The sequence below is a fragment of the Haloplanus salinarum genome (assembly GCF_009762275.1).
Lineage (GTDB): Archaea > Halobacteriota > Halobacteria > Halobacteriales > Haloferacaceae > Haloplanus > Haloplanus salinarum.
Genome location: NZ_CP034345.1, coordinates 2,778,119 through 2,803,950, shown reverse-complemented (window position 1 = coordinate 2,803,950; position 25,832 = coordinate 2,778,119). Strand labels below are relative to the sequence as shown.

Genomic DNA, 25,832 nt, shown 5'->3' with positions numbered 1-25,832 from the left:
TGACACAGGGGCGGGCATGGTCGAAGCGTTCGTGAGACTGCTCTGTCCGGAGTGCGGCAAGGACTGGGAGGACGGCCCGACCGACCTGCCCGGCCATCGGAAGAACTTCAGCTGTCCGACGTGTCACGCGACGCGTCGGCTCGCGGAGTTCATGCGGACCGAACGCGACCTGGAACTCGTCAAACAGTTCGAGTGATCAGATCTCCGAGACGGCGGAGAGCGCACCGCAGGCGTCACACTTCAGCACCGTCGCACCGCGTTCCTCGACCAGTCGCGTGTCGGGCGAGCCACACTCGGAACAGGTCACGAACGTCTCGACGTACTCGTCGAGGGCGTCGCTCACGCGGGACTGCTTGAAATCGCCGGTGAACCGGGCGCGACCCCGGTCGTCGATGCTGGCGCTCGTCCCCAGCTCCGACTGGAAGAACTTGAGCAGGTGGTCCCGCTCCCGGTTCAGCCGGTCGTGCGTCTCGGCGAAGTTCTCGTAGATGGTCACGTTCCCCTCCGGACGAACCTCCGGGTCGGGAACCTGAAACCGGTCGACTGAGTCGGTTATTTCCGGCGTCTCGGTCAGCGCCCGATCGAGACTGTCGTCGTAGTCCATGGTTCGATGTGGCGGGGCCGACGACTAAAACGTTTCAGGACCCACGCGGGAGGTCGGAACGTGGTGGCGGCGACGGGACGGCGCGTCGAGCGGGGCCCGGACGCGGTCGAGATAGGTGAGAAACACCGCGGTCTGTGGCGTCGACTCGACGGCCCCCCGATCCGAGTCGTAGACGAGCGCGCCGGCCTCGTCGAAGGTCGGGTGGTGCGACCGGTGGAGGGAGACGTACACACGCTTGCGCTGTGTGGTCGTCAGGTCCGCGACCGACACGCCGTTCTCCAAGGCAGCGACGTGTTCGGCGAGGTCACTCCGCGTCGTCGCCGAGTTCGACGACAGATAGACGAGGACCCGTCGCCGCCGCTGGTTTCGGAGGACGTGCAGGATTCGATCGATCGAGACGGGTCGTCGCCCCGACTCCGCGTCCGTGTCGTCGTGTCTTCGAGCGCATGGTGTGGCGTGTACCCCCGACCGTGGGTGACGGCGGCGGCCGCCGAGCGCCGCAGACCGGAGAACCCCGCCGAGACGCATGTTAACTCCACTCAAGATAATAATATAACCTTCCACTCGCTATGGATGGTTGTTATGAAAAAGCAGGAGCTCATTCACCTGCACGGCCTTCTGGCCGAGGTAGAGAAACAGTGTGCGGCGTGGCATGACGGCGAAATCGACCTGACGGCGTACGAGGAGATGGGGGTACGACCCACATCCATCCACAAGTCGAAGACCGACCACAAGGCGGCCGTTTTCAAGCTGGCCAACGGCATCACTTCGTCCCTGGACACGTCCGAGGAGCGCGTCGCTCCGCACGCGGACTGAACACGTACGGCGCAGTCCCCGGTGTACCCGAACCGACCAGCGGCGGCGCTGACGCCGCCGGCGGTCACTCGTCGACGAGTTCCTCGAACTCGGGGATGAGGTCCTCGTCGTCCTCGTCGGTCGACGCCTCGCTCTCGCTTTCGTCCCCGCCGCTCTCGCTTTCGTCCTCGTCGTCCGCCGTCGGCTCGACCGACAGGACCGACAGCGGGACGTTCTCCAGTCGCTGGCCGATCTCCTTGCGTGCGATGCGCGAGGCGTGTTCCTCCTGTTCGACGTTGAACACCATCATCTCGAGTTCGAGGGCGACGAGTGCCTCGTCGGCGGCGATGAACGCCGGGGGGAGTTCCTCGCCCGACGGCGAGGTCCGCGACCCCATCTCGATCTCCACGTAGTTGAGGTCCGGGTTCAGCATCTCGCCGGTCTTGGCGATGGCGATCCGGATCGCCTCGTCCGGGGTCTCTACGTCGTACACCGGGACCGCTGCCTCGACGACGACTCGACAGTCCATACCACACCAAAGTTGTATTCCCACCGTCATGAAGCTTCGGCCGCACGGCTTCATCGACCGTCCCCCTACCGACGGGAGGACCGCCGTCCGGGCGGGACTCGATTCGATAGGCGTTCAACTATGTTTTCTCCGGTATCGATCCAATCGCCCTATATACCGCTCTATACTCTTTTCGATCTGGTTTGGTTGAACACCAGTACAATTAACTTCGGCGGAGTCGATCGTCGACACGATGCCCCACGGGACGGAACGGCTCCGACGATATCTGGCGGACGAACTCGGGGAGTGTCGCGACGAGGACGTGGAGCGACGGCTCGACGAACTGGGAACGCTCGAGGCGACGCTCGGGACGGCGCGGGTCGACGCCGAACTCGACGTGCTCTCGGCGCTCGCCAACGGGACGCGCTACACGCTCGTCCGGGTGCTCGTCGCCGCGGGCGAGGAGCTCTGTGTCTGTGAGTTACACGCCGTCGTCGACGTGAGCGAGAGCGGGCTCAGCCACGCCCTCTCGACGCTGGTCGACGCCGGCCTGGTCGAGGGTCGAAAGGACGGCCGCTGGAAGAAATACCGGGCGACCAACCGCGCCGTGGCGCTGGTGACGCTGCTCGACGGGAGCGTCGACGATGAGTAACGCACACGAACACGGGCCGAACTGCGGCTGTGAGAGCTGTGGCGATCCGCGTTCGATGGATTTCCTCGACAAATACCTCACCGTCTGGATCTTCGGCGCGATGGCCGTCGGCGTCGGCCTGGGTTTCGTCGCGCCGTCGGTGACGGGACCGATTCGGGACCTCCACCTCGTCGAGATCGGGCTCATCGTGATGATGTACCCGCCGCTGGCGAAGGCCGATTACTCGCAGCTCCGGACCGTCTTCGCCAACTGGCGCGTTCTCGGCTTGAGCCTCGTCCAGAACTGGCTGATCGGCCCGACCCTGATGTTCGGACTGGCGGTGGTGTTCTTCGGCGGGGTCGTTCCCGGCCTCCCGGCCCGACCGGAGTATTTCCTCGGCCTCGTGTTCATCGGGATGGCCCGGTGTATCGCGATGGTACTGGTCTGGAACGAACTCGCCGAGGGATCGACCGAGTACGTCACCGGCCTGGTGGCGTTCAACAGCCTGTTTCAGATCGTCACCTACGGCGTCTACGTCTGGTTTTTCGGCCTCGTGGTTCCCCCGTTACTGGGCATGGAGTCGCTCGTCGCGGGAATCACGGCCTTCGACGTCTCGCCGGCCCAGGTGTTCGAGGCCATCGCCGTCTTCCTCGGCATCCCCTTCGCCGCCGGCGTCCTGACGCGCTACGTCGGCACCCGTCGGAAGGGCGACGAGTGGTACGACGAGGAGTTCGTCCCGCGGATCGATCCGCTGACGCTCGTCGCGCTCCTCTTTACCGTCGTCGTGATGTTCGCCACCCAGGGTGGAAACATCGTCGCCGCGCCGGGCGACGTCCTGTTGATCGCCGTTCCGCTGACGGTCTACTTCGTCGTGATGTTCCTCGTGAGCTTCGGGATGGGTCGGGGCATCGGCGCGGACTACTCGACGACGACCGCCATCGGCTTCACCGCCGCCTCCAACAACTTCGAACTCGCCATCGCCGTCGCCGTCGCCGTCTTCGGCGTCGGCTCCGGCGTCGCCTTCACCACCGTCGTCGGGCCGCTCATCGAGGTGCCCGTCCTCCTCGCGCTGGTGAACGTCGCACTGTACTTCCAGCGGCGGTTCGACTGGGGCGGGGACGTCGACGGAATGACGACGGCGGACCCCACGCCCGACGATTAACCATGACCGACACCAACGCCGCCGAGCCGACCCGCATCGCCTTCGTCTGTGTCCGGAACGCCGGCCGCTCGCAGATGTCCGCCGCGTTCGCCGAACGGGAGCGCGACCGACGGGACCTGAACGTCGAGATACTGAGCGGCGGGACCCGTCCCGCCGAATCGGTCCACGAGGGAGTGATCGAGGCCATGGCCGAGGTGGGGCTCGACCTCACGGACCGGACACCGCGCGAGATCGGCACGGCCGAACTCCGGACCTGCGACTACGCCGCCACGATGGGCTGTTCGACGCTCGACGTGGACGCGATCCGCGACGACGTCGACGTCCGCGATTGGGCGCTCGCCGACCCCGGCGGAGCCGACCTCGACCGGGTGCGCGAGATCCGTGACGAGATCGAGGGCCGCGTCGCCGCGCTGTTCGACGAGGTCGAGTAGCGGCCGATTACTCCCCGCCGGCCCGGAGGTAGTAAAACAGGTACGTCTGGGCGTAGCCGGCGTACTCGCCGCCGAGGCGCTCGCGGATCGCCCGGGAGGTCCCGGCGTAGGAGCCGCGGTCGCAGTCGGGGTAGTGATCGGCGATGGCCGAGCGGATCCACGTATCGAGCGGCACCGCCTCCAGATAGCCCAGCGAGAACAGTAACACGCAGTCGGCCACCTTCTCGCCGACGCCGACGAAGCGCGTGAGGTACTCGCGGGCCTCCTCGTAGGGGCGACCGCGGGCCTCCGCCGGCGCGGCCTCGCCGTCGTCGACCATCGCCGCCGTCCGCCGGACGTAGGGCGCTCGGTAGCCGAGTTTGAGCTCCCGAAGTTCCTCCTCGGTACGGGCGGCCAGCTGGGCCGGCGTCGGGAAGGCGTGGTACGTGCGGCCGTCGACGGCAAGCGTGTCGCCGTACTCGCGGGCGAGCGCCCGCTGCATACCGTGGATGCGCGAGACCCGCATCTGTGCCGAGCAGATGAAGGAGATCAGACAGGGAAAGGGCGGGTCGCGAACCAGCCGCATTCCCCGATACCTCTCGTACGCGCGGGCGAGCAGTGGATCGTCCGGAGTGGCCCCGAGGATGGCGTCGAGGTCGTCGTCCAGGCGGAGCAGGTGGGTGAGGATCGGGACGGCGTCGGTCGTCGACTCCCACTCCAGTCGCCCGTCTGTCTGGCGGACCCGGACGACCGCCGGCTCGTTGCCGACGGCGTCGAGCCGCGGGACGACCGTCTCGTACCACGCGTCGCCGCCGTGGGCGTCGTCCCGCTCGTACATTCCCCCGTCCGGGCGGGTCCAGAGGTAGCTCTGGCCGCTCTCGACGGTCGCCTGCAGGTCGAAGGGACCGTCGAGGGAATCGAGCGGGATGGTGCCGCGTTCCATGCGAGCGGGTCGGGCCGCCGCCGTTTCCCGGTTTCGTTTCTACTCCTCGTAGACCGCATCGAGCGGCGGGGCCTCGATCCCGCGGTCGGCGCGGTAGTCGGCGGCGACGGCGAGGACGGCGACCCCGAGGGATTCCCACCACCACGGCTGGGTGCACCGTCGACAGCGGGTCGCGGACGAGGGCGGCGAGCGGCGTGGCCGGGCCGCCGAGGTTCTCGACGCCGCTCGGGAGGGCGAACACGCCCGCGCCCAGCGGGAGCGCGAGGGCGCGAGCGGGCGGGTCGCGGACACGTTCTCGGTGCTGAGGGAAGCGAAAAATAACTTGCGTGGCCGCCCGGAGCCGCGTGTTCGACAGTATTATTCCGCTCGTCCGACTTCGACCGGTATGAGCGAAATCGTAGTGACGCTTCCCGACGGGTCGGAGCTCTCCGTCGCGGAGGGGTCGACGGTGGAGGACGTCGCCTACGAGATCGGGCCGGGCCTCGGACGCGACACGGTCGCGGGCGTCGTCGACGGGGACCTCGTCGACAAGGCCACCCCACTCGAGGACGGCGCCGAGCTCGTCATCGTCACCGAGGACAGCGACGAGTATCTCCGAGTGTTGCGCCACTCGGCGGCGCACGTCTTCGCACAGGCCCTGCAACGGCTCCACCCCGAGGCCAAACTCGCCATCGGGCCGCCGACCGACGACGGCTTCTACTACGACGTGACGAACGTCGACCTCGACAGCGAGGACCTGGAGGCCATCGAGGCGGAGGCCGAGGAGATCATCGCCGAGGACCTGCCGATCGAACGGGAGGAGCGGCCGCGGGCGGACGTCCTCGAAACGTACGACGACAATCCGTACAAGCGGGATATCCTGGAGACCGAGGCCGCCGGCGAGGATCCCGTGAGCGTCTACCGACAGGGCGAGTTCGCGGACCTCTGTCAGGGGCCACACGTCGAGTCGACCGGCGAGATCGGCGCGTTCAAACTCCTGAACATCTCCTCGGCGTACTGGCGGGGTGAGGAGGACAACGACACGCTGACGCGGGTGTACGGGACGGCCTTCGCAGACGACGAGGAGATGGAGGCCTACCTCGAACGCCGCCGAGAGGCCGAGGAGCGCGACCACCGAAAGCTCGGCCGGGAGCTCGACATCTTCTCCATCGACGAGACGACGGGACCGGGACTGCCGCTCTATCATCCCAACGGCAAACGCATCCTCGACGAACTCGCGGCCTTCGCCCGCGACCTGAACCTCGATGCAGGGTACGAGCCCGTCGAGACGCCGCACCTCTTCCGGACGGAGCTCTGGAAGAAGTCGGGCCACTACGAGAACTACGTCGACGACATGTTCCTGCTGGACGTGAACGACGAGGAGTACGGCCTGAAGCCGATGAACTGTCCGGGCCACGCCACCATCTTCGACCAGCAGTCCTGGAGCTACCGGGACCTCCCCGTCCGCTACTTCGAGGACGGAAAGGTGTATCGCAAGGAACAGCGCGGCGAACTCTCGGGGCTCTCCCGCGTGTGGGCGTTCACCATCGACGACGGCCACGAGTTCGTCCGCCCGGACCAGATCGAGGACGAGGTGACGCTGGTGATGGACAACATCGTCCGCGTCTTCGAGACGTTCGGCCTCGACGCCGAGGTGGCGCTTGCCACCCGCCCGGAGAAGTCCGTCGGGAGCGACGAGATCTGGGAACGCGCCGAGTCACAGCTCCGTGCGGTGCTCGAATCCCGCGACATCGAGTACGACGTCGAGGCGGGCGACGGGGCGTTCTACGGCCCGAAGATCGACTTCGCGTTCGAGGACGCCCTCGGTCGCGACTGGGACGGGCCGACCGTCCAACTCGACTTCAACATGCCCGAGCGCTTCGATCTCACCTACACCGGCGAGGACAACGAGGATCACCGCCCGGTGATGATCCACCGCGCGCTCTACGGCAGTTACGAGCGGTTCCTGATGGTGCTCATCGAACATTTCGACGGGAAGTTCCCCCTGTGGCTGGCACCCGAGCAGGTCCGCATCCTCCCCGTCAGCGACGACAACCTCGGCTACGCCCACCGACTCGCGAACGAACTCGACGACTTCCGGGTCGAGATCGAGGACCGGTCGTGGACGGTCGGCCGCAAGATCCAGCAGGCCCACAGCGACCGTGTCCCCTACATGCTCATCGTCGGCGACGACGAGGAGTCCGCGGGAACCGTCTCGGTCCGGGACCGAAAGGAACGGGAGCGCAAGGACGTCGACCGCGAGGCCTTCGCCGCCCACCTCCGGGCGGAACGGGACGAGAAGCGGATCGGACCGGACTTCCTGGACTAAAACATCGCCCGGTTCTCGTCGTCGACGAGGTTCGGGAGTCGATAGCGGGCGCCGGTGTCGAACTGGCGCTGTGCGGTCCGGGCCCGTGGCGGCGTCGACGCCGCGGGCGTTCCGGCCGTCCATCGGCCGTCGGTGAGTGTGGGATCGGTGCGTCGGTCGGTCGTTGACTGCTGGTGTGTGCTCATTCCGTGTCTGCGAGGCGGCGGCGGCGGTCGAACGTCGATACCCGTCGGTGGAGAACTCAGTTGCGTACGGGTACGACGTGCGGGGGCATCGATCCGAACGAGTTCCCGATCCTTCATAAAAGTTCCTGTTCGTCCATCGTACCGCTCGGCGGCCGACGGCTTCAGTCCGATTCGCGTGGCGATATCTCGGAGACGGCGATGAGGAGACGGCCGTCGTCGAGGGCGGTGACCAGTTTCGACTCGGTGAACGTGCTGCCGTCGGCCCGGAGTCCGGTGCTGCGACCGGTCCACTCGCCGCCCTCCTCGACGACCGGCAACACGTGCGTTCGGATGTGCTCGACTTCCGCCTCGGGGTGGAGTTCCGTCCAGTGTTTGCCCGTCACCTCCGCCGGCTCGTAGTCGTAGACGTCGGCGTAGCCGGGGTCGACGCGGTCGAACCGTTCGTCCGGGCCGACGATACCGACCGCGTCGACCGCCGTCTCCGCCTCGGGGGCGAACCGGCCGTCCGCCCCGGCCGCGTGTTCCACGCGCCGGATCAACAGCGTGTACTGGTCGGTGCCGACGCCCTTTCGGAGGTAGTCGGTCACGCCGGCACGGACGACTTCGGCGGCCACGTCGCCCGTCTCCTCGCCCGAGAAGAGGAGGAAGGGGATCTCGGGATGGGTCTCCCGAACCGCCCCGAGGAAGTCGATACCGTTCGTGCCGGGCATCCGGTAGTCGCTGACGATACAGTCGAAGTCGTCGTCGCCGTCGCCGTCACGGAGTCGCTCCAGCGCCGCTTCCGGCGACGTGACCGTCGTAACCCGACAGTCGACCGACTCCTCGCGTTCGAGATAGAGTTTGACCAACTCGCCGAGCGCGGCGTCGTCGTCGACGTGGAGGATCGAGAGTCCCGAATCCGGATCGCCCGTCGTCATACGTCGAATCGGGGCGATACGAGCTTAAATCTCCCGCGACACCCGCTGTCACCTCGCATCGGGGACGTGCGACGTCGTCGGCCGGTACCGAGCCGAACGGGCGCGAGTGACCGACGTCCCACCCACCGTCGAGATTCGTTTGTTTACATATATCGTGAATATATTAGGCGTACTAGTACTAATATGTATATTTACGCCAGATTCTTATGTTTCTGTCGTCGAACCTGGATGTATGTTCGAACGATCGAGACGCGGGACGATGGCGGTACGGATCGGGGCGACGGTCGTGGCGGTCGGACTGTTGGTGTTGACGGCCGCCGGTGCGGGTGCGGCGGTCGGCGGCGACGACGTGGCCCCGAACCATTCGGCCGACAGCACGAGTCCGGTTCGGATCTACGAACACGAGACCGTCGACGGCGAGACGCTGCATACGATCGAACTCGCCCCGGCGACGGTCGATCCGTCGAGTGACGACGTCCTCGGCGTCGTCGTCCTCCCGGAGCGGGATCGGATCTGCCAGTCGGTCGCCGGCGACGGCGCCGGGTGCATGGAGGACGGATCGACGGTGGAGTCGTACTTGGACGCGGCCGGCGTCGAACGGGACGAGAGCGGGGAGTACGTGGTCTGAGGCGCCGGTCGAGTCCCGATAGGCGTCGGCCGACGGCGGGACGCCGTCCGCCTACCCGATCGGCGCCATGAGGAACCCGCGGGCCATCACGAGGATAGACGCTGGCCATCGACCCGACCGGATCCGCGAAGAGGCTGGCGGCGACGATTATCAGGCGTCCACGGTCGACGACTGCCTCGTTTTTCGACGCGGGGGACGTTCGCGGCCGCCGCCACTTCGTCGGTCCGTCGGCACGACCTCGCCCCGACCGAACGGGCGCTGCGGTATCGTCGTGTGTCCGGGTCGACGTCGAACACTGCCGGCGAGAGAACCGGGTCACGACCGAGCCATCGGCGACGGGGCGGGCCTCCGTAGCCGCTTCGCTCCTCACTTTCGTTCGGAGCGGAAGCGGGCCGGGAGGGAGTTGAACCACGCGAACGCCTCGCTACCGCTCGGCGTTCTCCAGTTCAACTCCTTCCTGCCGGTTCCCTCACCGCCTCGCCGTCGCTCGGCGGTTCGGTGCACGGGCCGGGAGGGAGTTGAACCCCCGACCGACGGATTAAGAGTCCGTCGCTCTACCTGACTGAGCTACCGGCCCTACGCCAACCGCTATCCGTGGGCCACTAAAAGGCGTTTCCCTTCGAGACGGTGGGAAGAAGGGACGAGGTTAAGTGAAACGCCGGGATACGTCGGTCACATGAGCAACGCGGCCCCGGTGTCGACGATGTCTTCGTACGCGATCCTCGGCTGTGGGAGCGTCGGTCACGCGGTCGCGGAAGACCTCGCGGAGGAGGGCAAGAGCGTGCTGATCCTCGACCGGGACGAGAGCCGCGTCGAAGCGCTTCGCGACCAGGACCTCAACGCACGGCAGACCGACATCCGTGACGAAGAGGTGGCGGAGTTGGTCGCCGACCGCGACATCCTCCTGATCCTCGCCTCGGACGTCGAGGCGAACAAGGCCGCGGTGTCGACGATCCGCGACCGTGGCGGCGACCAGTTCATCATCGTGCGAGCCTCCGATCCGATCTCGGAGGACGAACTCACCGAGGCGGGCGCGGACGTGGTGATCAACCCCTCGCAGGTGATCGCCGAATCGGCGCTGCGGGCGCTGGAGACGGGCGAACTGGAGTACAAGGCCAAACAGTTGGCGGACATCCTCCGCTCGGGGGCGGGCGACCTCGCCATCCTCACCCACGACAACCCCGATCCGGACTCCATCGCCAGCGCCGTGGCGCTCCAGGCCATCGCCGACGCCCACGACGTCGAGGCCGACATCCTCTATCACGGCGACATCGGCCACCAGGAGAACCGGGCCTTCGTCAACCTGCTCGGGATCGAACTCCTGCCGCTCTCGGAGGCGGAGTCGCTCGACGACTACGACCTGGTCGCGCTCGTCGACCACATGAAGTCGGGTGACATCGGCCTCGACACCGGCGTCGATATCTTCATCGACCACTACGAGCCCGAATCGGAGTACGGCGCCGAGTTCATGGACGTACGGCCGAACGTCTCCTCGACGTCGACCATCCTCACGAAGTATATCCAGGAGTTCGACCTCTCGCCGAGCGAGGCGGTGGCGACGGCGCTCCTGTACGGCATTCGCGCGGAGACGCTGGATTTCAAACGCGACACCACACCCGCGGACCTGACGGCTGCGGCGTATCTCTATCCCTTCGCCAACCACGACACGCTCGAACAGGTCGAATCGCCGTCGATGTCGCCCGAGACGCTCGACGTGCTGGCGGAGGCCATCCAGAACCGGCAGGTCCAGGGGAGTCACCTCGTCTCGAACGCGGGGTTCATCCGCGACCGGGACGCCCTCTCGCAGGCCGCCCAGCACCTCCTCAACTTGGAGGGGATCACGACGACGGCTGTCTTCGGCATCGCGGACGACACCATCTACCTCGCCGCCCGCTCGAAGGACATCCGCATCAACATCGGGAACGTCCTCGACGACGCCTACGGCAACGTCGGGGAGGCGGGGGGCCACTCGACACAGGGGAGCGTCGAAATCCCGCTCGGCCTGTTTACGGGCATCGAGGCCAGCGAGGACAACCGCGACACGCTCCTGTCGCTCGCCGAGGAGGCGGTCCGCAAGAAACTGTTCGACGCGATGGGCGTCGAGAGCACCGCGGGCGAGGCGACGAACGGCAGTTAAGCGACGACTTCCTCGTCCTCGTCTTCCTCGTCGAGGCGTTCGACCACGTCGTTGATCAGGATCACGTCGCCGACCGCACGGACCCAGCGGTAGGGGATCATCACGCCCTTGCCGGCCTCGATCCGCCCGGCGAACAGTTCCTGGCTCAACTCACCGAGCGCGAGCCCCGTGACCGACTCCTGTCCCAAGTCGAGGCGGACGTCCTCGACCTCCCCGACGAAGACTCCGTTGTTCGAGTACACCTCGCGCCCGACGAGTGTCGTGATCTCCTGTGGCGTGCCGTCCATATGCACTTCCTGTTCGTGGCGGGTCTTAATAGTTCGCGGACCGCCCGCGACGGCCGGACGGCGACGCGAGTCACTCCCGAAGGAGGAGCGCGAGAACGACGAGCAAGACCACCTGTGCGACCTTGTCGACGGCGCCGAGCGTCCCGACGTCGGCGGGGAAGGCCTTCGTGCCGGCGGCGAAGTTGACGTAGTACCACAGGACGATCTGTCCGGCGGTGAAGGGGATTCCGAGGCGATAGAGGAGCCCACGGCGGTAGTTCGCGACGACGGCGGCGCCCGCGGCCAGGAACACGACTCCGGCGAACAGAAAGGAGAGGCCGAGCGGACTCGGGGCGAACCCGACGCCGAGTCGCAGGTGGATCAGTCCGGTGACGACCGCCAGCAACACGCCGGCGTAGTGTAGCGGTCCCAACTCGCCCGAGTCGACGAATCCGGTGTCCGTCGCCGTGCTCATACCACGTCTCGGGGCGGCTCGCGCATAAAATCACGTGCTGGCTCCCGTGGGTACGAGGGATTATGCGTCTCCAGCCCCCCGAACGGGCATGGCCGACGGAACCCGGCAGTGGGTCGTCCGTGCCCTCGTCGCGGTGCTGGTGCTGTCGGCCGGCGTGGTCGCGGTGGAGTTCGTCGCACACGCACGCGACCCGGCGGCCGGCGACGCCGCGGCGTCGCAGGCCCGACAGCCCTACGCGGAGCGGCGAGCCGTCGCCCCACCGGCGAACGGGACGACGGTGATCACGGTCCAGAAGTTCCGACGGAACTTCGTCGTCGCGTTCGCCCCCGACGGCCGGGTCCGCTACTTCGATAACTCGCTGGATCGATACCACGACGTCGACCCGGTTCCGGAGGGGACCCACACCGTCGAGTTCGTCGGTGCCGAATACGACGGGGATACGACCCACCTGCTCGTCCGGCGGGTGAACCTCACGACGGGCGCCACGCGGGACGTCTACCGCCACGCCGTCCCCCGCACCGACCGCCCACACCGGTGGCACGACGTCGACCGACTCGACGCCCACCGGCTCCTGGTGGCGGACATCCGTGACGACGCCGTCTTCGTCGTGAACACGACGACGGGGGAGCGGACCTACGAGTGGCCGGCACAGGCCCACTTCGACACGGAATCCGGGGGCCAGTTCCCGCGGGACTGGACGCATCTCAACGACGTCGAACGGCTCCCGGACGGACGATACATGGCGAGCCTCCGCAACCAGGACGCCGTGGTGTTCGTCGAGCCGGGTCGGGGCGTCGACGCGTCGTGGACGCTCGGGCGCGACGACGCCCACGGGATCCTGTACGAGCAACACAACCCGGATTACCTTCCGGGAGCGGAGCCGTCGGTACTCGTCGCCGACTCGCAGAACCGGCGGATCGTCGAGTACCGACGCGAGAACGGGTCGTGGGTGCGGACCTGGTCGTGGCGCGACGAGGGGATGGCCTGGCCACGCGACGCCGACCGGTTGCCGAACGGCCACACCCTGATCGGCGATACGAACAGCGGCCGTGTCCTCGAAATCGACGAGACGGGGACGGTGGTCTGGCGGGTCGACGGGCTCCCGAGTTACGACGTGGAGCGACTGGGGACGGGCGACGAGAGCGCGGGCGGCCGCTCGGCCGAACGGCTGGGCCTCGCGAACCGGAGCCCGGCGGCCGGCTCGCCGTCGACGACCCGCCCGGGACGGACGGTCATCCCCACCCGGGTCAGCAACACGGTGGCCTTCGTCTCCCCCCTATGGCTGTCGGCGACGGGGCGGGCGGCGGCGGTCGTCGGCCTCGTCGCCGCCCTAGCGCTCGCTCTGCCCGTGGTGGGGGGGCGACTGCACCGCGTCCTCGCCGCGGCGGCGCGAAGAGGTAAACCGTAGCGGTCCCAGGGTGAGGTGAATGGCGGAACGCAGTCAGGACGGACGGGTGCGTGGGCCACAGGGCCGGATCCAGGGGTCGACGGGAGGGGGTCGATGACGCCGGGCGTCCCGACGCAGTCGGCGTGGGTCGGCCAGGCCGTCCGGCTCTCGGTCGAGTCGGCCGCCGGAACGGCGGCACGGACCGGGCCTGGCGCGCGGCGGCTACTGGACTGGATCGTCGGTATCGACGCGTGGGCGGTGGGGGTGATCCTCGAACTCAGACACCCGCTGCTGACGAAGCTCATGGCGTCGGTGACGGGGCTCGGGTCGGCGTCGGCCGCGGTCGTGTTGCTCGGCCTCTGCTATCTGGCGGGGTGGCGACGGGACGTCGCGGTCGCCACCGTCTCGCTTGCGGTCGCCGGCGTCGTCGTCGCCGCGCTGATGGCGCTGGTCCAGCGGCCGTTCCCGCCACAGCCGGTGTGCGTGACCGACGGATCGGGGGTGCCACACTCGTTCCCGTCCGGACACGCGGCGGCCGTGACCGTCTACGCGCTGGTGTCGCGACGCTCCGAGGCGCTCCCGTTCGGGGTCGTGACGGCCGTCGCCGCCCTCGTCGCGTTCTCGCGGATCTACCTCGGGACCCACTTCCTGAGCGATACGGTGGTCGGGGTGGCCATCGGCGGCGCCGCGGTGGTGCTTGGTCGGCGGGTGATCGACCGCCGGGACGGGCGACCCCTCGGCGGGGTGCTGGCGGACGAATGACTCCCGTCGCGCCGATCCACCCCGCACCGGGAGGGCGGTGATGCTCTTCGCGACCCATCTCGTCGCGGCCGTCCTCCTCGGCCGACGGTGGACGCTGTCCCCGGCGTGGCTCGTCGCCGGCGCGGCGCTCCCGGACGTCGTCGACAAACCCTTGGCGATGGTCGGACTCGTCGACCTCTATCACACCGTCGGCCACTCCGCGCTGCTCGTCGTCCTCGCGGTGCCCGCTGCGGTCGCCGGGCGACGGGGGCTGGCTGTCGCGGTCGGGTGGGCATCACACCTGGCGCTCGACGCGTTCCACGTCGCGATCAACGGCCGCCCCGAGGACGCCGTCTTTCTCGTCTGGCCGCTCGTGACCCCGGCGACGCCGCTGAAACTGCCGCCCGGGGACTTCTTCGTCTACTACCTCTGGACGCCCTCGTTTTTCGTCGAAATCGGAATCTGGGTGGCCGTCGGGGCGGCGGCGGTGCGCGCGTGGCGCCGCGGCCGGGAGTGAGGGTCTACCGTGGCGCGATCAGTTCGACCGGATGCCGCGAGGGCCGGGAGAGCAGGGCGTCGAGTTGCTCCAGACAGGAGGTGCCACTCGCGACGACCGTCCGGTCGCGCGTCTCGGGGGTCGAGAACTGCTCGGCCAGGTCCTCGCCCACGTCCATGCTCAGCTCGTAGTAGGTGTCCTTGTACCCGAAGGAGCCGGCCATGCCACAGCACTCCACGTCCGAGGTGGCGACGTCGTAGCCCAAGTCCTCGAGGACGGTCGTCGTGTGGGCTTCGAGGCCCAGCGTGCGCTGCTGACAGTGGGCGTGGTACGCGACGTCGTGGCCGTCGCCCGGGCGGAGCCCCCCGGCGTCGGCCCCGTTCTCCAGCAGGCCATAGACGTACTCCATGATCTCGTAGCTGTGCTCCTGGAGCCGTTCGGCGGACGCCTCGGGGAGGAACCGCTCGTACTCCCGCTCGAACATCGCGAGGTCCGAGGGTTCGATGACGACCACGTCGCGCCCGGCGTCGAGGTGTTCGGCGAGGGCGCCGTAGACGTCGTGGGCGTGGTTCTCGGCGGTGGCGATCATCCCCTGGGAGAGGGGCGCGCGGCCGCTGGAGCGCATCGAGGGCACCCGGACGGAGACGCCGAGGGCCTCCAGGGCCCGGACCGCGGCCTTGCCGCGTTCGACCTGGACGTGGTTGGTGTAGACGTCGGGGTAGAGCACGACCTCCCGGGAGGGATCGGGCACCGTCGAGGAGCGTCGCTCGAACCAGTCGACGAGGGTCTCCCGCTGGAACTCGGGGAGGTCACGGCGGGCGTCGACGCCCGCGACACGTTCGAGCGCCCACCGGGCGGGTGCGGTGTCGGCGAGCCAGTTCGAGACGGGGGCGGTCGCGCTCCCGAGTTTCGCGAGCGTCTCGAAGTTGCCGAAGAGGCGCTTATCGAGTTCCAGCCCGCCGGGCTCCTCGTCGGGGGTGAGCCCCTCGACGAGGAAGTCGGCACCCTCGGGCTCCTCGCCGCGGTTGATTCGGTCGCGGACGACCGTGTTGATCCACGGGATATCGATTTTGGTGGGACAGCCGTTGACACACCGCGAACAACCGGTACAGAAGTCGTTGAACTCGGCGGCGGTGTCCAGTCCCTCGATGCCCGCCTCCCAGCCGGTACCGATGCCGCCGGAGTACGTCTCGCCGCCGAAGGCGTGGCCGCCGACGTGCTGGAAGTTGGCACAGGAGTTCGAACACTGGCCACAGCGGATGCAGTACAGCGTCTCGCGGAGCTGCTCGTCCTCGCGCATCGCCATCCGGTCGTTATCGATGAGGACGAGGTGGAAGTCGCGGTTCGAATCCCGCTCGGAGAGGGGCGTCTCGTCGTCGTCGAAATCGAGGGTCGGCGAGTCGACCGGTGGGGTGAAAAGCGAGACGTAGGCGGTGAGGTCCTGGCCCGTACCCGAGCGGGCGAGGAGTTCGAGAAACGGCGAGAGGTCGTCCGTGGAGGGGACGATTTTCTCGATGCCGGTGACGGCGACGTGTGTGTCGGGCGCGACGGCACACTTCCGGGCGTTGCCCTCGCTGGTGACGATGGCCATCGTCCCGGAGTCGGCGGCGACGAAGTTGGCGCCGGTCATGCCCACGTCGGCGTCGCGGATGAGTTCACCCAGGCGCTCCCGGGCGAAGCTGGTGAGTTCGTCGGCCGTCTCCGGCGGGTCCTCGGGGTCGAACACCTCCCGGAACAGGTCGGCGATGCTCTCCTGGGAGCGGTGGATGGCGGGGGCGATGAGGTGGGAGGGCGTCTCGTCGGCGACCTGGACGACCCACTCGCCGAGGTCCGTCTCCACCACCTCGACGCCGTCGGCCCCCAGGGCGTCGTTGACGTCGAGTTCCTCGGTGGTCATCGACTTGCTCTTGACGACGCGCTCGGCGTCCGCGTCGGCGGCCACGTCGCGGATGTAGCGGTTGGCGTCCGCGGCGTCGTCGGCGACGTAGAGGTGACCCCCGTTGTCCTCGACGGACTCCCGCAACTCCTCGATCAGTTCGGGGAGGCGCTCGATGGCGTCCTCCTTGATCTCGCGGGCGCGGGTCCGGAGTTCCTCGTAGTTCTCCAACCCGGCGACCGCCTCCTGGCGCTTCCGGTTGAACCCCTTGGTGTTCTCCTCGATGGCGGGGCCCTCGGTCGCCATCAGCCGCCTGATCTCGGCGGCCTTGTCGCCGCTACCCTTACTCATCGAGCATCACCACGTGGACGGCCTCGGGGCCGTGCGCGCCGAGGACGAGTTTGCCCATGTCGGCGGTGGCGCTCGGACCGGTGGCGACGACGGCGCTCGCGGCGTCCTCGCGGGCCATGTCGCCGAAGCGGTCGAGCGCCTCGGGCAGGTCGGGGAGGACCTCGTCCGCACGGACCACGGGGACGTGGAGTTCGGGATAGAGGGAGACGGGTTCGGCGCCGTCGGCGGTCGAGGGGAGGAAGACGCTCCCGTAGTTGGCCACGCCGAACGAGGCGGGGGTGACGCCGGTCGCCGCCCGCTCTACGGCCGCCGGCGTCGGGTCGACGGTCACGGCGTCGGGGTACTCGACGTCGAAAGGGAGGGGGACGCCGACGGCGGGGTCGCGGACGATGTCGGCGAGCGTCGATGCGAACGCATCGGCCGTCGTCCGGGTGAGGTCGACCCCGAGTTCGTCGAGGGCGTCCTCGAACGTCGATAGCGGGTTGGTGGTCGTGGTAGCCATGTGCACGCGTTTGGCGTCCGGCCGTTTTGTAGCTTCGGTCCGGCGCCGACGTCACCGAAACGCCCGCCGACTGTCGAGGGCCGCGACGGTGCCCGCCGCGGCACGCTTCGCACGGATCGACCGGATCACCGCGGACGCCTGCACGAGCGCGTAGCCGAGCCAGAGGGCGTAGCCGCCGGGGGCGCTCCCGACGACGCCGACGGTCGTCCCGAAGGCGTCGACCCCGGCCGTAACCGCCGTCTCGCCGAGCAGGAGGACCGAGAAGTAGCCGTAAAAGCCCGAGGCCCACCAGAGCACGGCCACCCGTCCCCAACCGGGTTGGAGGTGTTCGGGCAGTCGCCCGGTGTTGACGAGAAGCGTCAGGAGCGTGTAGGGCCACATCATCAGCCCGGAGAGGGCGGCGCCGACGACGAGCAGGAAGAAGGGGCCGCGGTCGCCGAGCGGCGCCGAGAAGAGGAGGATGACGACCACCCCCCACACGGTGAAGGCGGTGAGCAGCCACCAGAACAGACGGGAGAGGTCCCACCCCGCCTCGCGGGCGAAGGCCTCGTAGACGGCGTCCGCGGAGTTGCGGACGAACGACTCGACGATGGCGTACTCGGTGGTAAAGAGCGCGAGAAAGAGCAGGACGAAGACGAGTGCGGCCCCGACCCCGCCGAGGGCGGGGGCGATCCGCCCGAGCCACATATCGAGGGCGTTCGCCCCGGCGCCGGGGGCGTGGCGGTGGGCGACGGCCATCAGGACCGTCGCCACGAGCAGGAGGCCGAGGACGAACGTGAGCAGGTGTTCGACCTGGATCACCCGCCACCAGCCGCGCCAGCGACGGAGGTTCAGGTCGGTGGGGCGGAAGGTGAAGCCGTTCCGGTGGATCGCTTCCGGGTCGTCGCCGCTGAACGGGTTGTGGACCCGGCCCTGGTAGTTGCCCATGGCGTACCCCTTCTCGCGGGCCCAGAGGCTCTGTGAGAGGTTGAGGTAGCCGCCGGCGCCGGCGAAGGCGAGGCCGCCGAGGAAGACGGCCACGTCCATGTTCGGGGGGAGGGTGCCCACGCTCCCGAGCGACGCGGGCAGGGCCACGAGTTCGCCGACTGCGCCGCCGACGGCGGCGAGGGCGAGCGCCGTCGCGATGGCGAGCGCGAGGAGTCCGATCTGGAACGCCTCGACGGCGTTGTACATCACCGACGACGCCTGGTAGGAGCCCCAGACGAGGAGCATGAGCGCGACGGCCAGGGGCTTCCAGGCGGGGAGGCCGAGGAGTGTGGACCCGGCAAGGCCGGTCGCGGTGGCAGCGACCTGTGCGGCCCCTGCGGCCCAGCCGGGCCACCCGAGGCTGAGGAGACCGGCGACCAGGAAGACCCACGGCCACGCGCGGTGGACGCGTACGTACGACCGAAAGACGCTCTCGCCGGTGGCGAGCGTCCACCGCTGGAGCTCCGTGTTGACGAAAAACTGCGTGAGGACGCCAACCCAGAACGCCCAGTAGAGCCCCCAGCCGTGGCGAGCGATCAGCCCCGGCCAGAACAGCGTCTCGCCGCTCCCGAGCGACGCGCCGAGCATGATGGCGCTCGGCCCGACGACGTGGCGGACGCGGGGCACGCGGGGCAGTTCGGCCAAGCGGAAGGCACCGCCGGTCCCGCGGTCGGGGTAGTCGACCGTCTCGGGCGCTCGATCCAGGTCGTCGTAGGGGAGCGGGCAGTACCACGTTCCCCGGTACTGGCGGCCCTCGACCGCGGAGGCGTACACCGGAGCCTCGGCGTCGTCGTCGCTCGGCTCCGTCGCCCCCGCGTCGTCGTCAACCACGGCGACCCCCGCCGCGTGACGTCCGGCGGTCGCTGGGCGTCGGCGTTCCCATCGGTGGCGACTCGGGAATCCCCCGAAAAAAACGAACCGATCAGTCGCCGCCGAGGAAATGCCAGAGGTGGCCCCGCTCCGCGGGCGGATCGACCCCCGGCAACCCCTTCAGCGCCGGCTGGATGGCGTTCCACCACGACTCCGGGGATTCGTAGCCTGCGGGGTGGTCGTGATAGACGTCCCGGAGGAAGTCGGCCTTCTTCGCCTCGGGGTGGGCCGCCAGGTAGTCGTAGGCGGCCGACAGCGCCTCGCGGCGGGCCTCCAGGGTCGGCCCGCTCCCCGGCAGGTTCGCCTCGCGAATGGCGTTGGCGACGGCGAGCGGTCGGTCGTCGGTGTCGGCGGACGGGTGGGACGACTCCCGCGCCATCGGCACCCACCACACGCGACTCCGCGCGCCGACCTTCCGGGTCTTCAGCCGCCCCCGGTCGACGAGCGCCTCGAGTTTGTTGTGGGCCGTCCGTCGCGAGCAGTCGACCGCCTCCATCACGTCGCTGGCGGTGAGCGGCCGCGCCAAGTCGTCGCGCTCGTCGAACACCTCCAGGACCGCCTCCGGCGGGATGCGGTCGGCGTACTGGCCGTCGTCGTTCCGCGGGCGTTCCTCCCCGGCCATGGTCGAACCCTGTGCACACGAAAACAAAAGCCTTCGCACTCGTGTGAACGACAGCACACACGAATGAACAGGGGGTACACACGTGTGTCGTGGCTCGGGTGCGGGACGGCGGACCGCCGCCGACAGCCCCCCGAAACCGCCTTCTTTCCGGTGCAGTCGAACGGACTGGCGCGTGTGAACCGCTCCCGAGCCACGCCGCATCCATCACGAAAAGCGAGGAACGATGGATATATATCGGGGGGAACGATGGCAGGGAACGATGCCAGAACGATCTGCGAACGGTTGTGGAACGGATCGGCGAGTCGACGGCGGAGGTGTGCGATGGCGCTGACCGACATCGCCGTCGCCATCACGCCGCTGGCGATCATCGCCTACCTGATGGTCGGGCGGTTCTGGCCCGCGACGCGGGCGATGCCGGTCGCGTGGCTCGTTGCCATCGTCGCCGGCTACGCCGGGTGGAACATGTCGCCGACCTGGATCGGCGCCGCCACCGTCAACGGCTTCATCACCGCCGCGAGTATCCTCTGGATCGTCTTCGGGGCGATCCTGTTGCTCTATACGCTCAAACGGACCGGCGCGTTCGACGCCATCAACCAGGGGTTCGCCTCGATCAGCGACGACCGCCGCGTCCAGGTGGTCCTGCTCGTGTTCCTGATGGGATCGTTCATCGAGGGCGCGGCCGGCTTCGGGACGCCCGCGGCCATCGTGGGCCCCCTGCTCGTCGGCCTCGGCTTCCCGCCGCTCGCGGCCGTCGTGGTCGCCCTCACCGGGAACCTGATGGCCATCACCTTCGGCGCCGTCGGGACGCCGCTCATCATCGGGATGATCGACATCTTCGGCGACGTGGAGGTCATCTCCTCGGCCGTCGCCGCACAGGGGATGACCGTCGAGGGTTGGGTGGCCGACATCGCGGTGTGGGCGGCCTCGTTCCACGTGGTCGTCGGCGCCGTCCTGCCCTTCATCGGTGTGGCGATGATGACCCGGTTCTTCGGCGAGGAGCGTTCGATCAAGCCCGCGCTGGAGGTGTTGCCGCTCACCCTCTTCGCGTGGGCCTCCTTCGCCGTGCCCTACTGGGCGACGGCGTACTTCCTGGGACCGGAGTTCCCCGGTCTGATGGGTGCGATGGTCGGCCTATTCGTCACGGTCGGCGCGCTCAAGGCCGGCTTCTTCCACCCCGACGACGAGTGGGACTTCGGCGACCAGTCCTCGTGGCCCGACCACTGGGTCGGCGAGATCCAGCCCGGCGAGTCCGCCGACCGCGAGGCGGGCGTCGCCGCCGACGGCGGCGTCGTCCGGACGATGTCCCTCTGGAAGGCGTGGACGCCCTACGCCCTCGTCGCGGCGCTGCTCGTCGTCACGCGCGTCGTCGACCCGGTGACGGCGTTCCTCCAGTCGACGCTCGTCCTGCAGTGGGGGTCGATCTTCGGCACCTCGCTGTCGGGGTCGCTCGCGGTGCTGTACCTGCCGGGGGCGGTGTTCGTCGCCGTCCACCTGCTGACGATCCCCATCCACGGGATGTCGAAGGCGGAGGTCGTCGGCGCCTGGAGCGAGACGATCGAGAAGGTGACCCCCGCGGTCGTCGCCCTGCTGTTCGCGGTGGCGACGGTCCAGATCATGCTCCAGTCCGGCACCGCCACCGGCACCGACGGGATGTTGATCGTCCTCTCGGACGCGATGGCGAACCTCGCCGGCGGGGTCTACCCCTTCTTCGCGTCGCTCGTCGGTGCCCTCGGGGCCTTCCTCGCGGGGTCGAACACCGTCTCCGACATCCTCTTTGGCACCTTCCAGTACGGCGTCGCCGACCAGATCGGCTTCCCGCGTACCATCATCCTCGGTGCGCAGGCCGTCGGCGGGGCCATCGGCAACCTCATCGCCGTCCACAACGTCGTCGCGGCGCTCGCGGTCGTCGGCCTCGTCGGCGAGGAGGGCCGCGTCATCCGCTACGAGCTCATCCCGCTCGCGTACTACGCGACGGCCACGGGGGTCCTGACGCTGCTGTTCGGGTACGTGCTGTTCCCCGGGACGTTCTAGTACCCGGAATTTAAGCGGCCGTACGCCAAGTGGCCGCCGATGGCAACGACAGACGACTCCGCCGACGATCCCGCGGCGTCGGGGGAGTACGACTACCGGAGCGACGACGTCGATCGCCCGGGGATGGTCGACGACCTCGAGGAACTGATCGAGGGCGACGTGCGGTTCGACGACTACTCCCGACAGCTCTACGCCACGGACGCGAGCGCCTACGAGATGACCCCCGTGGGGGTCGTCTTCCCCACGTCGACCGCGGACGTGGCCGCTGTCGTCGAGTACTGCGCCGAGCGCGAGGTGCCGATCCTGCCCCGCGGCGGCGGGACGAGCCTCGCCGGCCAGACGGTCAACGAGGCGGTCGTCCTCGATTTCTCGCGGCACATGACCGACGTGGTCGAGGCCGAGCCCGACGAGCGGCGGGTGCGCGCACAGCCGGGCGTCACGCTCGGCGAACTCAACGCGGAACTGGCGCCCCACGGCCTCAAGTTCGCCCCCGACCCCGCGTGGGGCGACAAGAGCGTCCTCGGAGGCGCCATCGGCAACAACTCCACCGGCGCCCACTCGCTGAAGTACGGCAAGACCGACGCCTACGTCGAGGAACTGGAGGTGGTGCTGTCCGACGGGACCGTGACCACCTTCGGCGAGGTGTCGCTGGCGGAACTCCGGGCCGGGGCCGATCCCGAGGGAACCGTCGAGGAACGAATCTACGCCGCGGTCGAACGGATCGTCGACGAGGAGGCCGACGAGGTGCGCGAGCGGTACCCCGACATGAAGCGCAACGTCTCGGGGTACAACCTGGACATGCTGGTCGACGAGGCCGAATCGGGGTCGATCAACCTCGGCCGCCTGCTCGCCGGCAGCGAGGGGACGCTCGCGATCATCACCGAGGCGACCGTCTCGCTCGAACCCGTCCCGGAGACGAAGTCCGTCGCCCTGCTGACCTACGACGACCTGCTCGACGCGATGGCGGACGTGGCGCCCATCCTCGAACACGACCCGGCGGCCGTCGAGGTGATGGACGACGTGTTGCTCGACCTGGCGCGGGACACCGCGGAGTTCGCGGACGTGGTCGGGATGCTCCCCGAGGGGACGAGCTCCGTGCTGCTCGTCGAGTTCTACGCCGCGGGCGACGACGACGGTCGCCGGAAGGTCGCGGACCTCGTCGCCGACCGCGTCCCCGACGCCGACCCCGAGGCGACCCCGGGCGAGGGGGCAGCCGACCGCACGGACGCTCCACGGGTCGCGCGGGCGGCGATGGAGGCCCACGACGAGGAGACGCGGGCGAAGTTCTGGAAGATGCGCAAGTCCGGGCTGCCGATCCTGCTGGGGCGGACCACCGACGAGAAACACATCGCGTTCATCGAGGACACGGCCATCCCGGCCGAGAACCTGCCGGACTACGTCGCCGACTTCCAGGCGATACTCGACGAACACGACACCCTCACCACCTACTACGCCCACGCGGGGCCGGGCGTCCTCCACATCCGGCCGCTGGTCAACACCAAGACCGTCGAGGGCGTCCACGAGATGGAGGCCATCGCCGACGCCGCGACCGACCTCGTCGTGAAATACGACGGCTCCGTCTCGGGCGAACACGGCGACGGCCGCGCCCGCACCCAGTGGAACCGGAAGCTGTACGGCGACCGGCTCTGGGGGGTCTTCCGCGACCTGAAGGGTGCCTTCGACCCCGACTGGCTGCTGAACCCAGGGACGGTCTGTGGCTACGCCGACGACGAGCCGATCCCCGACGGGCTGTCCGACCGAGCGGCCGCCGCCGACATGACCGAGAACCTCCGCTTCGACCCCGACTACGAGTTCGACGCCGGCTTCTCGTCGACCCTCGAGTGGGACAACGAGAACGGCATGCAGGGCATGGTCGAACTCTGTCACGGCTGTGGCGGCTGTCGGGGCCCCCAGGAGACCACCGGCGGCGTGATGTGTCCGACCTACCGCGCCAGCCAGGAGGAGATCACCGCCACGCGCGGACGGGCGAACCTGCTCCGGCAGGCGATGAGCGGCGACCTGGACGCCGACGCGACCGACGTGGAGTTCATGCACGAGGTGCTCGACCTCTGTATCGGCTGCAAGGGCTGCTCGAAGGACTGCCCGAGCGAGGTGGACCTCGCGAAGCTGAAAGCGGAGGTGACCCACGAACACCACCAGCGACACGGTGCCAGCCTGCGCGATAAGCTGTTCGCGAACGTCGACCGCCTGAACGAACTCGGGTCGGCGCTGGCGCCGCTCTCGAACTGGGCGGCGAAGGTGCCCGGCGCCCGCACGGTGATGGAGAAGACCCTCGGCATCGCGAAGGACCGCACCCTGCCGACCTTCCACCGCGAGTCGCTCGTCGACTGGTTCGACGACCGTGGCGGCTGCCGGGTTTCGGCGGCCGAGGCCGACCGGCGCGCCCTGCTCTTCCCCGACGCGTACACCACGTACAACCACCCCGAGTCGGGGAAGGCCGCCGTCCGGACTCTGGAGGCGGCGAACGTCCACGTCCGTATCCCACGGGACGTGAGCGGGAGCGGCCGTCCGCCGTTCTCGAAGGGCTTCCTCGACCGGGCCCGCGAGCAGGCGGCGACGAACGTCGACGCCCTCGCGCCCCGCGTCCGCGACGGCTGGGACGTGGTGTTGGTCGAACCCTCCGACGCCGTGATGTTCCAGTCCGACTACCGCGACCTACTAGCCGGCGAGGACGTCGATATCCTCGCGGACAACGCCTACGGGATCATGGAGTATCTCGACACGTTCCGCCTCGACGAGGCGCTGGAGGCGGACGCGGACGGCTCGCTGACCTACCACGGCCACTGTCATCAGAAGTCGACACGGAAGGACCACCACGCGGTCGGCGTGTTGCGGCGGGCGGGCTACGCGGTCGACCCGCTGGACTCCGGGTGCTGTGGCATGGCCGGGTCCTTCGGCTACGAAGCCGAACACTTCTCGATGAGCAAGGCCATCGGGTCCATCCTCTTCGACCAGGTGGACGACAGTCCCGGCGAGGAACTCGTCGCCCCGGGGGCCTCCTGCCGGACGCAACTCGGCGACCACTACGACGCGGAGCCGCCGACGCCGGTGGAGAAACTCGACGCCGCGCTCAGGTAGGATCGAAGGGCGTCGCCGACGTCCACAGGCGCTCGTGGAGCGCCCGTGCCCACCGCGTCGCCGCCGGCGTGTCGTTGCCGAGGAACCCGCGTGGGGCCCCGTCGTCGTAGACGACCAGCCCCATCTCGGGGCCCGACGGCGTCTCCGCGAGGACGAGCGTCACGGGGTCGTCCCGGTCGACGTGACGGATCGCGACGCGGCCGCTTGCGACCGCCTCGCGCATGTCACCGGGACGGGTCGCCGCCTGCCGCTCGATCACCCGCTCGGTCGTGACGAAGGAGACGGTCATCCCCGCCTCCATGACCCGGTCGTGATAGAGTCGCGCGTGGCGGGAGAGATACCGCCCGGTGTACACCGACACGTGCGTCGCCGCCTCGACGATGTCCCCGACCGCCGCGACGGGACGACTCGGCGCGTGTGGCGCCGTCTCGATCAGCGTCGCCCCGTCGACGACCGCCGGGTCGAGGTCGAAGACCACCTCGACGCCGGCGAACAGGGGGGCGGCCTCGCCGAGAGTCTCGATCCGCCGGGTGTACCGATCGTGGACCTCGGCGGCCAACCGTCCGGACGCCGTGGTGCGGTAGCCCGACGGAGTCGACGTCACGAACCCCACCGTCGACAGCTCGCGGACGGCCCGATCGACCGTCGACCGGGAGACTCCGAGCCGGTCGACGAGCGTCGCCTTCGAAACCGCCCCCTCGTCGAGCGCGCGGAGCGTCTCGGACCGGCGAACGACGACCGCGGCCGGGGACGGATCGGTCATCGCGTCACGCCCGGCTGCGGCCCGAACCGTCGGGTCCGTCCCCAACCGGCACAGCATTTATATATCACGTTTCAGCGGTTGACGTGTTCGCCGCACGACAACATCAAGTCGTCGATCGGTGTACATCGGTACGCCGGGGTGCCTCTGACACGCGGGGTC

Annotated in this window: 27 protein-coding genes and 1 tRNA gene; 13 read left to right on the top strand and 15 right to left on the bottom strand. The window is 68.7% G+C overall.

Annotation, left to right across the window (positions count from 1 at the left end):
• The first annotated feature begins 16 nt into the window (after positions 1-16).
• Positions 17-196 carry a DUF7836 family putative zinc-binding protein gene (locus tag EI982_RS15825; RefSeq protein WP_157690605.1) on the top strand — a complete coding sequence of 60 codons (180 nt, stop codon included), beginning with the start codon at positions 17-19 and terminating at the stop codon, positions 194-196.
• Here the strand turns inward: EI982_RS15825 and EI982_RS15820 are convergent, their stop codons facing one another.
• Both EI982_RS15820 and EI982_RS15815 read right to left on the bottom strand, forming a co-directional pair.
• Positions 197-604, bottom strand: coding sequence for a translation initiation factor IF-2 subunit beta (locus tag EI982_RS15820; protein ID WP_157690604.1), 408 nt, complete (start codon positions 602-604; stop codon positions 197-199).
• 24 nt (positions 605-628) lie between these two features.
• Positions 629-1,132 (bottom strand): DUF7344 domain-containing protein, encoded by a 504-nt coding sequence (locus EI982_RS15815; RefSeq protein ID WP_157690603.1) that lies wholly within the window; start codon positions 1,130-1,132, stop codon positions 629-631.
• Between the two features lie 54 nt (positions 1,133-1,186).
• Here EI982_RS15815 and EI982_RS15810 point away from each other — a divergent pair, with 54 nt between their 5' ends.
• Positions 1,187-1,420: a UPF0058 family protein gene (locus EI982_RS15810; protein ID WP_157690602.1), complete on the top strand. Its 234-nt coding sequence runs from the start codon at positions 1,187-1,189 to the stop codon at positions 1,418-1,420.
• 64 nt (positions 1,421-1,484) lie between these two features.
• On the opposite strand, the gene EI982_RS15805 is transcribed toward EI982_RS15810, so the two are convergent.
• On the bottom strand, positions 1,485-1,928 hold the full coding sequence (locus EI982_RS15805; RefSeq protein WP_157690601.1) for a DUF555 domain-containing protein: 444 nt from the start codon (positions 1,926-1,928) through the stop codon (positions 1,485-1,487).
• Positions 1,929-2,160: 232 nt separating this feature from the next.
• Between EI982_RS15805 and EI982_RS15800 the strand changes: the two genes are divergently transcribed.
• The 3 genes from EI982_RS15800 to EI982_RS15790 are packed head-to-tail and all read left to right on the top strand — an operon-like array spanning position 2,161 to position 4,131.
• Positions 2,161-2,559, top strand: coding sequence for an ArsR/SmtB family transcription factor (locus EI982_RS15800; protein ID WP_157690600.1), 399 nt, complete (start codon positions 2,161-2,163; stop codon positions 2,557-2,559).
• Positions 2,552-3,700, top strand: coding sequence for an ACR3 family arsenite efflux transporter (arsB, locus tag EI982_RS15795; protein ID WP_157690599.1), 1,149 nt, complete (start codon positions 2,552-2,554; stop codon positions 3,698-3,700). Before EI982_RS15800 ends, arsB begins: the two co-directional genes overlap by 8 nt.
• A gap of 2 nt (positions 3,701-3,702) precedes the next feature.
• Positions 3,703-4,131, top strand: a complete 429-nt coding sequence (locus EI982_RS15790) for an arsenate-mycothiol transferase ArsC (protein WP_157690598.1) — start codon at positions 3,703-3,705, stop codon at positions 4,129-4,131.
• Positions 4,132-4,138: 7 nt separating this feature from the next.
• Here the strand turns inward: EI982_RS15790 and EI982_RS15785 are convergent, their stop codons facing one another.
• Positions 4,139-5,053 (bottom strand): DNA-3-methyladenine glycosylase family protein, encoded by a 915-nt coding sequence (locus tag EI982_RS15785; protein WP_157690597.1) that lies wholly within the window; start codon positions 5,051-5,053, stop codon positions 4,139-4,141.
• A gap of 39 nt (positions 5,054-5,092) precedes the next feature.
• Positions 5,093-5,344 carry a hypothetical protein gene (locus EI982_RS15780; protein ID WP_157690596.1) on the bottom strand — a complete coding sequence of 84 codons (252 nt, stop codon included), beginning with the start codon at positions 5,342-5,344 and terminating at the stop codon, positions 5,093-5,095.
• A gap of 94 nt (positions 5,345-5,438) precedes the next feature.
• Here EI982_RS15780 and thrS point away from each other — a divergent pair, with 94 nt between their 5' ends.
• Positions 5,439-7,361 (top strand): threonine--tRNA ligase, encoded by a 1,923-nt coding sequence (gene thrS, locus EI982_RS15775; RefSeq protein WP_157690595.1) that lies wholly within the window; start codon positions 5,439-5,441, stop codon positions 7,359-7,361.
• Here the strand turns inward: thrS and EI982_RS15770 are convergent.
• Both EI982_RS15770 and EI982_RS15765 read right to left on the bottom strand, forming a co-directional pair.
• The gene (locus EI982_RS15770) at positions 7,358-7,546 is read right to left on the bottom strand and encodes a hypothetical protein (protein ID WP_157690594.1); all 189 of its coding nucleotides are present in this window, start codon (positions 7,544-7,546) and stop codon (positions 7,358-7,360) included. The two genes, thrS and EI982_RS15770, sit on opposite strands and share 4 nt — an antisense overlap.
• 161 nt (positions 7,547-7,707) lie before the next feature.
• Complete coding sequence (locus tag EI982_RS15765; protein ID WP_157690593.1) at positions 7,708-8,463, bottom strand: response regulator; 756 nt, start codon at positions 8,461-8,463, stop codon at positions 7,708-7,710.
• A gap of 232 nt (positions 8,464-8,695) precedes the next feature.
• Between EI982_RS15765 and EI982_RS15760 the strand changes: the two genes are divergently transcribed.
• Positions 8,696-9,091, top strand: coding sequence for a hypothetical protein (locus EI982_RS15760; RefSeq protein WP_157690592.1), 396 nt, complete (start codon positions 8,696-8,698; stop codon positions 9,089-9,091).
• A gap of 503 nt (positions 9,092-9,594) precedes the next feature.
• Here the strand turns inward: EI982_RS15760 and EI982_RS15755 are convergent.
• A tRNA-Lys gene (locus tag EI982_RS15755) sits at positions 9,595-9,668 on the bottom strand.
• 99 nt (positions 9,669-9,767) lie between these two features.
• Here EI982_RS15755 and EI982_RS15750 point away from each other — a divergent pair.
• Entirely contained in the window at positions 9,768-11,228 is a 1,461-nt protein-coding gene (locus EI982_RS15750) for a DHH family phosphoesterase (RefSeq protein WP_157690591.1), read from the top strand.
• Here EI982_RS15750 and EI982_RS15745 read toward each other — a convergent pair.
• The gene (locus EI982_RS15745; RefSeq protein ID WP_157690590.1) at positions 11,225-11,515 is read right to left on the bottom strand and encodes a PRC-barrel domain-containing protein; all 291 of its coding nucleotides are present in this window, start codon (positions 11,513-11,515) and stop codon (positions 11,225-11,227) included. The genes EI982_RS15750 and EI982_RS15745 overlap by 4 nt on opposite strands.
• Before the next feature lie 70 nt (positions 11,516-11,585).
• Complete coding sequence (locus EI982_RS15740; protein ID WP_157690589.1) at positions 11,586-11,969, bottom strand: hypothetical protein; 384 nt, start codon at positions 11,967-11,969, stop codon at positions 11,586-11,588.
• Positions 11,970-12,057: 88 nt separating this feature from the next.
• Between EI982_RS15740 and EI982_RS15735 the strand changes: the two genes are divergently transcribed.
• From EI982_RS15735 to EI982_RS15725, 3 genes are all read left to right on the top strand, one after another.
• Entirely contained in the window at positions 12,058-13,377 is a 1,320-nt protein-coding gene (locus EI982_RS15735; protein WP_157690588.1) for an arylsulfotransferase family protein, read from the top strand.
• 93 nt (positions 13,378-13,470) lie between these two features.
• Positions 13,471-14,118, top strand: coding sequence for a phosphatase PAP2 family protein (locus EI982_RS15730; RefSeq protein WP_157690587.1), 648 nt, complete (start codon positions 13,471-13,473; stop codon positions 14,116-14,118).
• A gap of 40 nt (positions 14,119-14,158) precedes the next feature.
• Positions 14,159-14,614: a metal-dependent hydrolase gene (locus tag EI982_RS15725; RefSeq protein ID WP_157690586.1), complete on the top strand. Its 456-nt coding sequence runs from the start codon at positions 14,159-14,161 to the stop codon at positions 14,612-14,614.
• A gap of 4 nt (positions 14,615-14,618) precedes the next feature.
• Here the strand turns inward: EI982_RS15725 and EI982_RS15720 are convergent, their stop codons facing one another.
• The 4 genes from EI982_RS15720 to EI982_RS15705 form a co-directional block, all read right to left on the bottom strand.
• Positions 14,619-16,820, bottom strand: a complete 2,202-nt coding sequence (locus tag EI982_RS15720) for an LUD domain-containing protein (RefSeq protein ID WP_157690585.1) — start codon at positions 16,818-16,820, stop codon at positions 14,619-14,621.
• Entirely contained in the window at positions 16,813-17,322 is a 510-nt protein-coding gene (locus EI982_RS15715) for an LUD domain-containing protein (protein WP_157690584.1), read from the bottom strand. The genes EI982_RS15720 and EI982_RS15715 overlap by 8 nt, the downstream gene beginning before the upstream one ends.
• Positions 17,323-17,373: 51 nt before the next feature.
• Positions 17,374-19,119, bottom strand: a complete 1,746-nt coding sequence (locus tag EI982_RS15710) for an Nramp family divalent metal transporter (RefSeq protein WP_199243668.1) — start codon at positions 19,117-19,119, stop codon at positions 17,374-17,376.
• Between the two features lie 91 nt (positions 19,120-19,210).
• The gene (locus EI982_RS15705) at positions 19,211-19,780 is read right to left on the bottom strand and encodes an ArsR family transcriptional regulator (protein WP_157690583.1); all 570 of its coding nucleotides are present in this window, start codon (positions 19,778-19,780) and stop codon (positions 19,211-19,213) included.
• A gap of 321 nt (positions 19,781-20,101) precedes the next feature.
• Here EI982_RS15705 and EI982_RS15700 point away from each other — a divergent pair, with 321 nt between their 5' ends.
• Positions 20,102-21,811: an L-lactate permease gene (locus tag EI982_RS15700; protein ID WP_157690582.1), complete on the top strand. Its 1,710-nt coding sequence runs from the start codon at positions 20,102-20,104 to the stop codon at positions 21,809-21,811.
• 39 nt (positions 21,812-21,850) lie between these two features.
• The gene (locus EI982_RS15695; protein WP_157690581.1) at positions 21,851-24,910 is read left to right on the top strand and encodes an FAD-binding and (Fe-S)-binding domain-containing protein; all 3,060 of its coding nucleotides are present in this window, start codon (positions 21,851-21,853) and stop codon (positions 24,908-24,910) included.
• Here the strand turns inward: EI982_RS15695 and EI982_RS15690 are convergent.
• On the bottom strand, positions 24,903-25,673 hold the full coding sequence (locus EI982_RS15690) for a helix-turn-helix transcriptional regulator (protein ID WP_199243667.1): 771 nt from the start codon (positions 25,671-25,673) through the stop codon (positions 24,903-24,905). The two genes, EI982_RS15695 and EI982_RS15690, sit on opposite strands and share 8 nt — an antisense overlap.
• Positions 25,674-25,832: the final 159 nt, after the last annotated feature.

Bases quoted from the DNA above. Each gene is read 5' to 3' on its own strand.
- EI982_RS15825 (WP_157690605.1), top strand. From the start codon at position 17: ATGGTCGAAGCGTTCGTGAGACTGCTCTGTCCGGAGTGCGGCAAGGAC.
- EI982_RS15820 (WP_157690604.1), bottom strand. From the start codon at position 604: ATGGACTACGACGACAGTCTCGATCGGGCGCTGACCGAGACGCCGGAA.
- EI982_RS15815 (WP_157690603.1), bottom strand. From the start codon at position 1,132: ATGCGTCTCGGCGGGGTTCTCCGGTCTGCGGCGCTCGGCGGCCGCCGC.
- EI982_RS15810 (WP_157690602.1), top strand. From the start codon at position 1,187: ATGAAAAAGCAGGAGCTCATTCACCTGCACGGCCTTCTGGCCGAGGTA.
- EI982_RS15805 (WP_157690601.1), bottom strand. From the start codon at position 1,928: ATGGACTGTCGAGTCGTCGTCGAGGCAGCGGTCCCGGTGTACGACGTA.
- EI982_RS15800 (WP_157690600.1), top strand. From the start codon at position 2,161: ATGCCCCACGGGACGGAACGGCTCCGACGATATCTGGCGGACGAACTC.
- arsB (WP_157690599.1), top strand. From the start codon at position 2,552: ATGAGTAACGCACACGAACACGGGCCGAACTGCGGCTGTGAGAGCTGT.
- EI982_RS15790 (WP_157690598.1), top strand. From the start codon at position 3,703: ATGACCGACACCAACGCCGCCGAGCCGACCCGCATCGCCTTCGTCTGT.
- EI982_RS15785 (WP_157690597.1), bottom strand. From the start codon at position 5,053: ATGGAACGCGGCACCATCCCGCTCGATTCCCTCGACGGTCCCTTCGAC.
- thrS (WP_157690595.1), top strand. From the start codon at position 5,439: ATGAGCGAAATCGTAGTGACGCTTCCCGACGGGTCGGAGCTCTCCGTC.
- EI982_RS15770 (WP_157690594.1), bottom strand. From the start codon at position 7,546: ATGAGCACACACCAGCAGTCAACGACCGACCGACGCACCGATCCCACA.
- EI982_RS15765 (WP_157690593.1), bottom strand. From the start codon at position 8,463: ATGACGACGGGCGATCCGGATTCGGGACTCTCGATCCTCCACGTCGAC.
- EI982_RS15760 (WP_157690592.1), top strand. From the start codon at position 8,696: ATGTTCGAACGATCGAGACGCGGGACGATGGCGGTACGGATCGGGGCG.
- EI982_RS15750 (WP_157690591.1), top strand. From the start codon at position 9,768: ATGAGCAACGCGGCCCCGGTGTCGACGATGTCTTCGTACGCGATCCTC.
- EI982_RS15745 (WP_157690590.1), bottom strand. From the start codon at position 11,515: ATGGACGGCACGCCACAGGAGATCACGACACTCGTCGGGCGCGAGGTG.
- EI982_RS15740 (WP_157690589.1), bottom strand. From the start codon at position 11,969: ATGAGCACGGCGACGGACACCGGATTCGTCGACTCGGGCGAGTTGGGA.
- EI982_RS15735 (WP_157690588.1), top strand. From the start codon at position 12,058: ATGGCCGACGGAACCCGGCAGTGGGTCGTCCGTGCCCTCGTCGCGGTG.
- EI982_RS15730 (WP_157690587.1), top strand. From the start codon at position 13,471: ATGACGCCGGGCGTCCCGACGCAGTCGGCGTGGGTCGGCCAGGCCGTC.
- EI982_RS15725 (WP_157690586.1), top strand. From the start codon at position 14,159: ATGCTCTTCGCGACCCATCTCGTCGCGGCCGTCCTCCTCGGCCGACGG.
- EI982_RS15720 (WP_157690585.1), bottom strand. From the start codon at position 16,820: ATGAGTAAGGGTAGCGGCGACAAGGCCGCCGAGATCAGGCGGCTGATG.
- EI982_RS15715 (WP_157690584.1), bottom strand. From the start codon at position 17,322: ATGGCTACCACGACCACCAACCCGCTATCGACGTTCGAGGACGCCCTC.
- EI982_RS15705 (WP_157690583.1), bottom strand. From the start codon at position 19,780: ATGGCCGGGGAGGAACGCCCGCGGAACGACGACGGCCAGTACGCCGAC.
- EI982_RS15700 (WP_157690582.1), top strand. From the start codon at position 20,102: ATGGCGCTGACCGACATCGCCGTCGCCATCACGCCGCTGGCGATCATC.
- EI982_RS15695 (WP_157690581.1), top strand. From the start codon at position 21,851: ATGGCAACGACAGACGACTCCGCCGACGATCCCGCGGCGTCGGGGGAG.
- EI982_RS15690 (WP_199243667.1), bottom strand. From the start codon at position 25,673: ATGACCGATCCGTCCCCGGCCGCGGTCGTCGTTCGCCGGTCCGAGACG.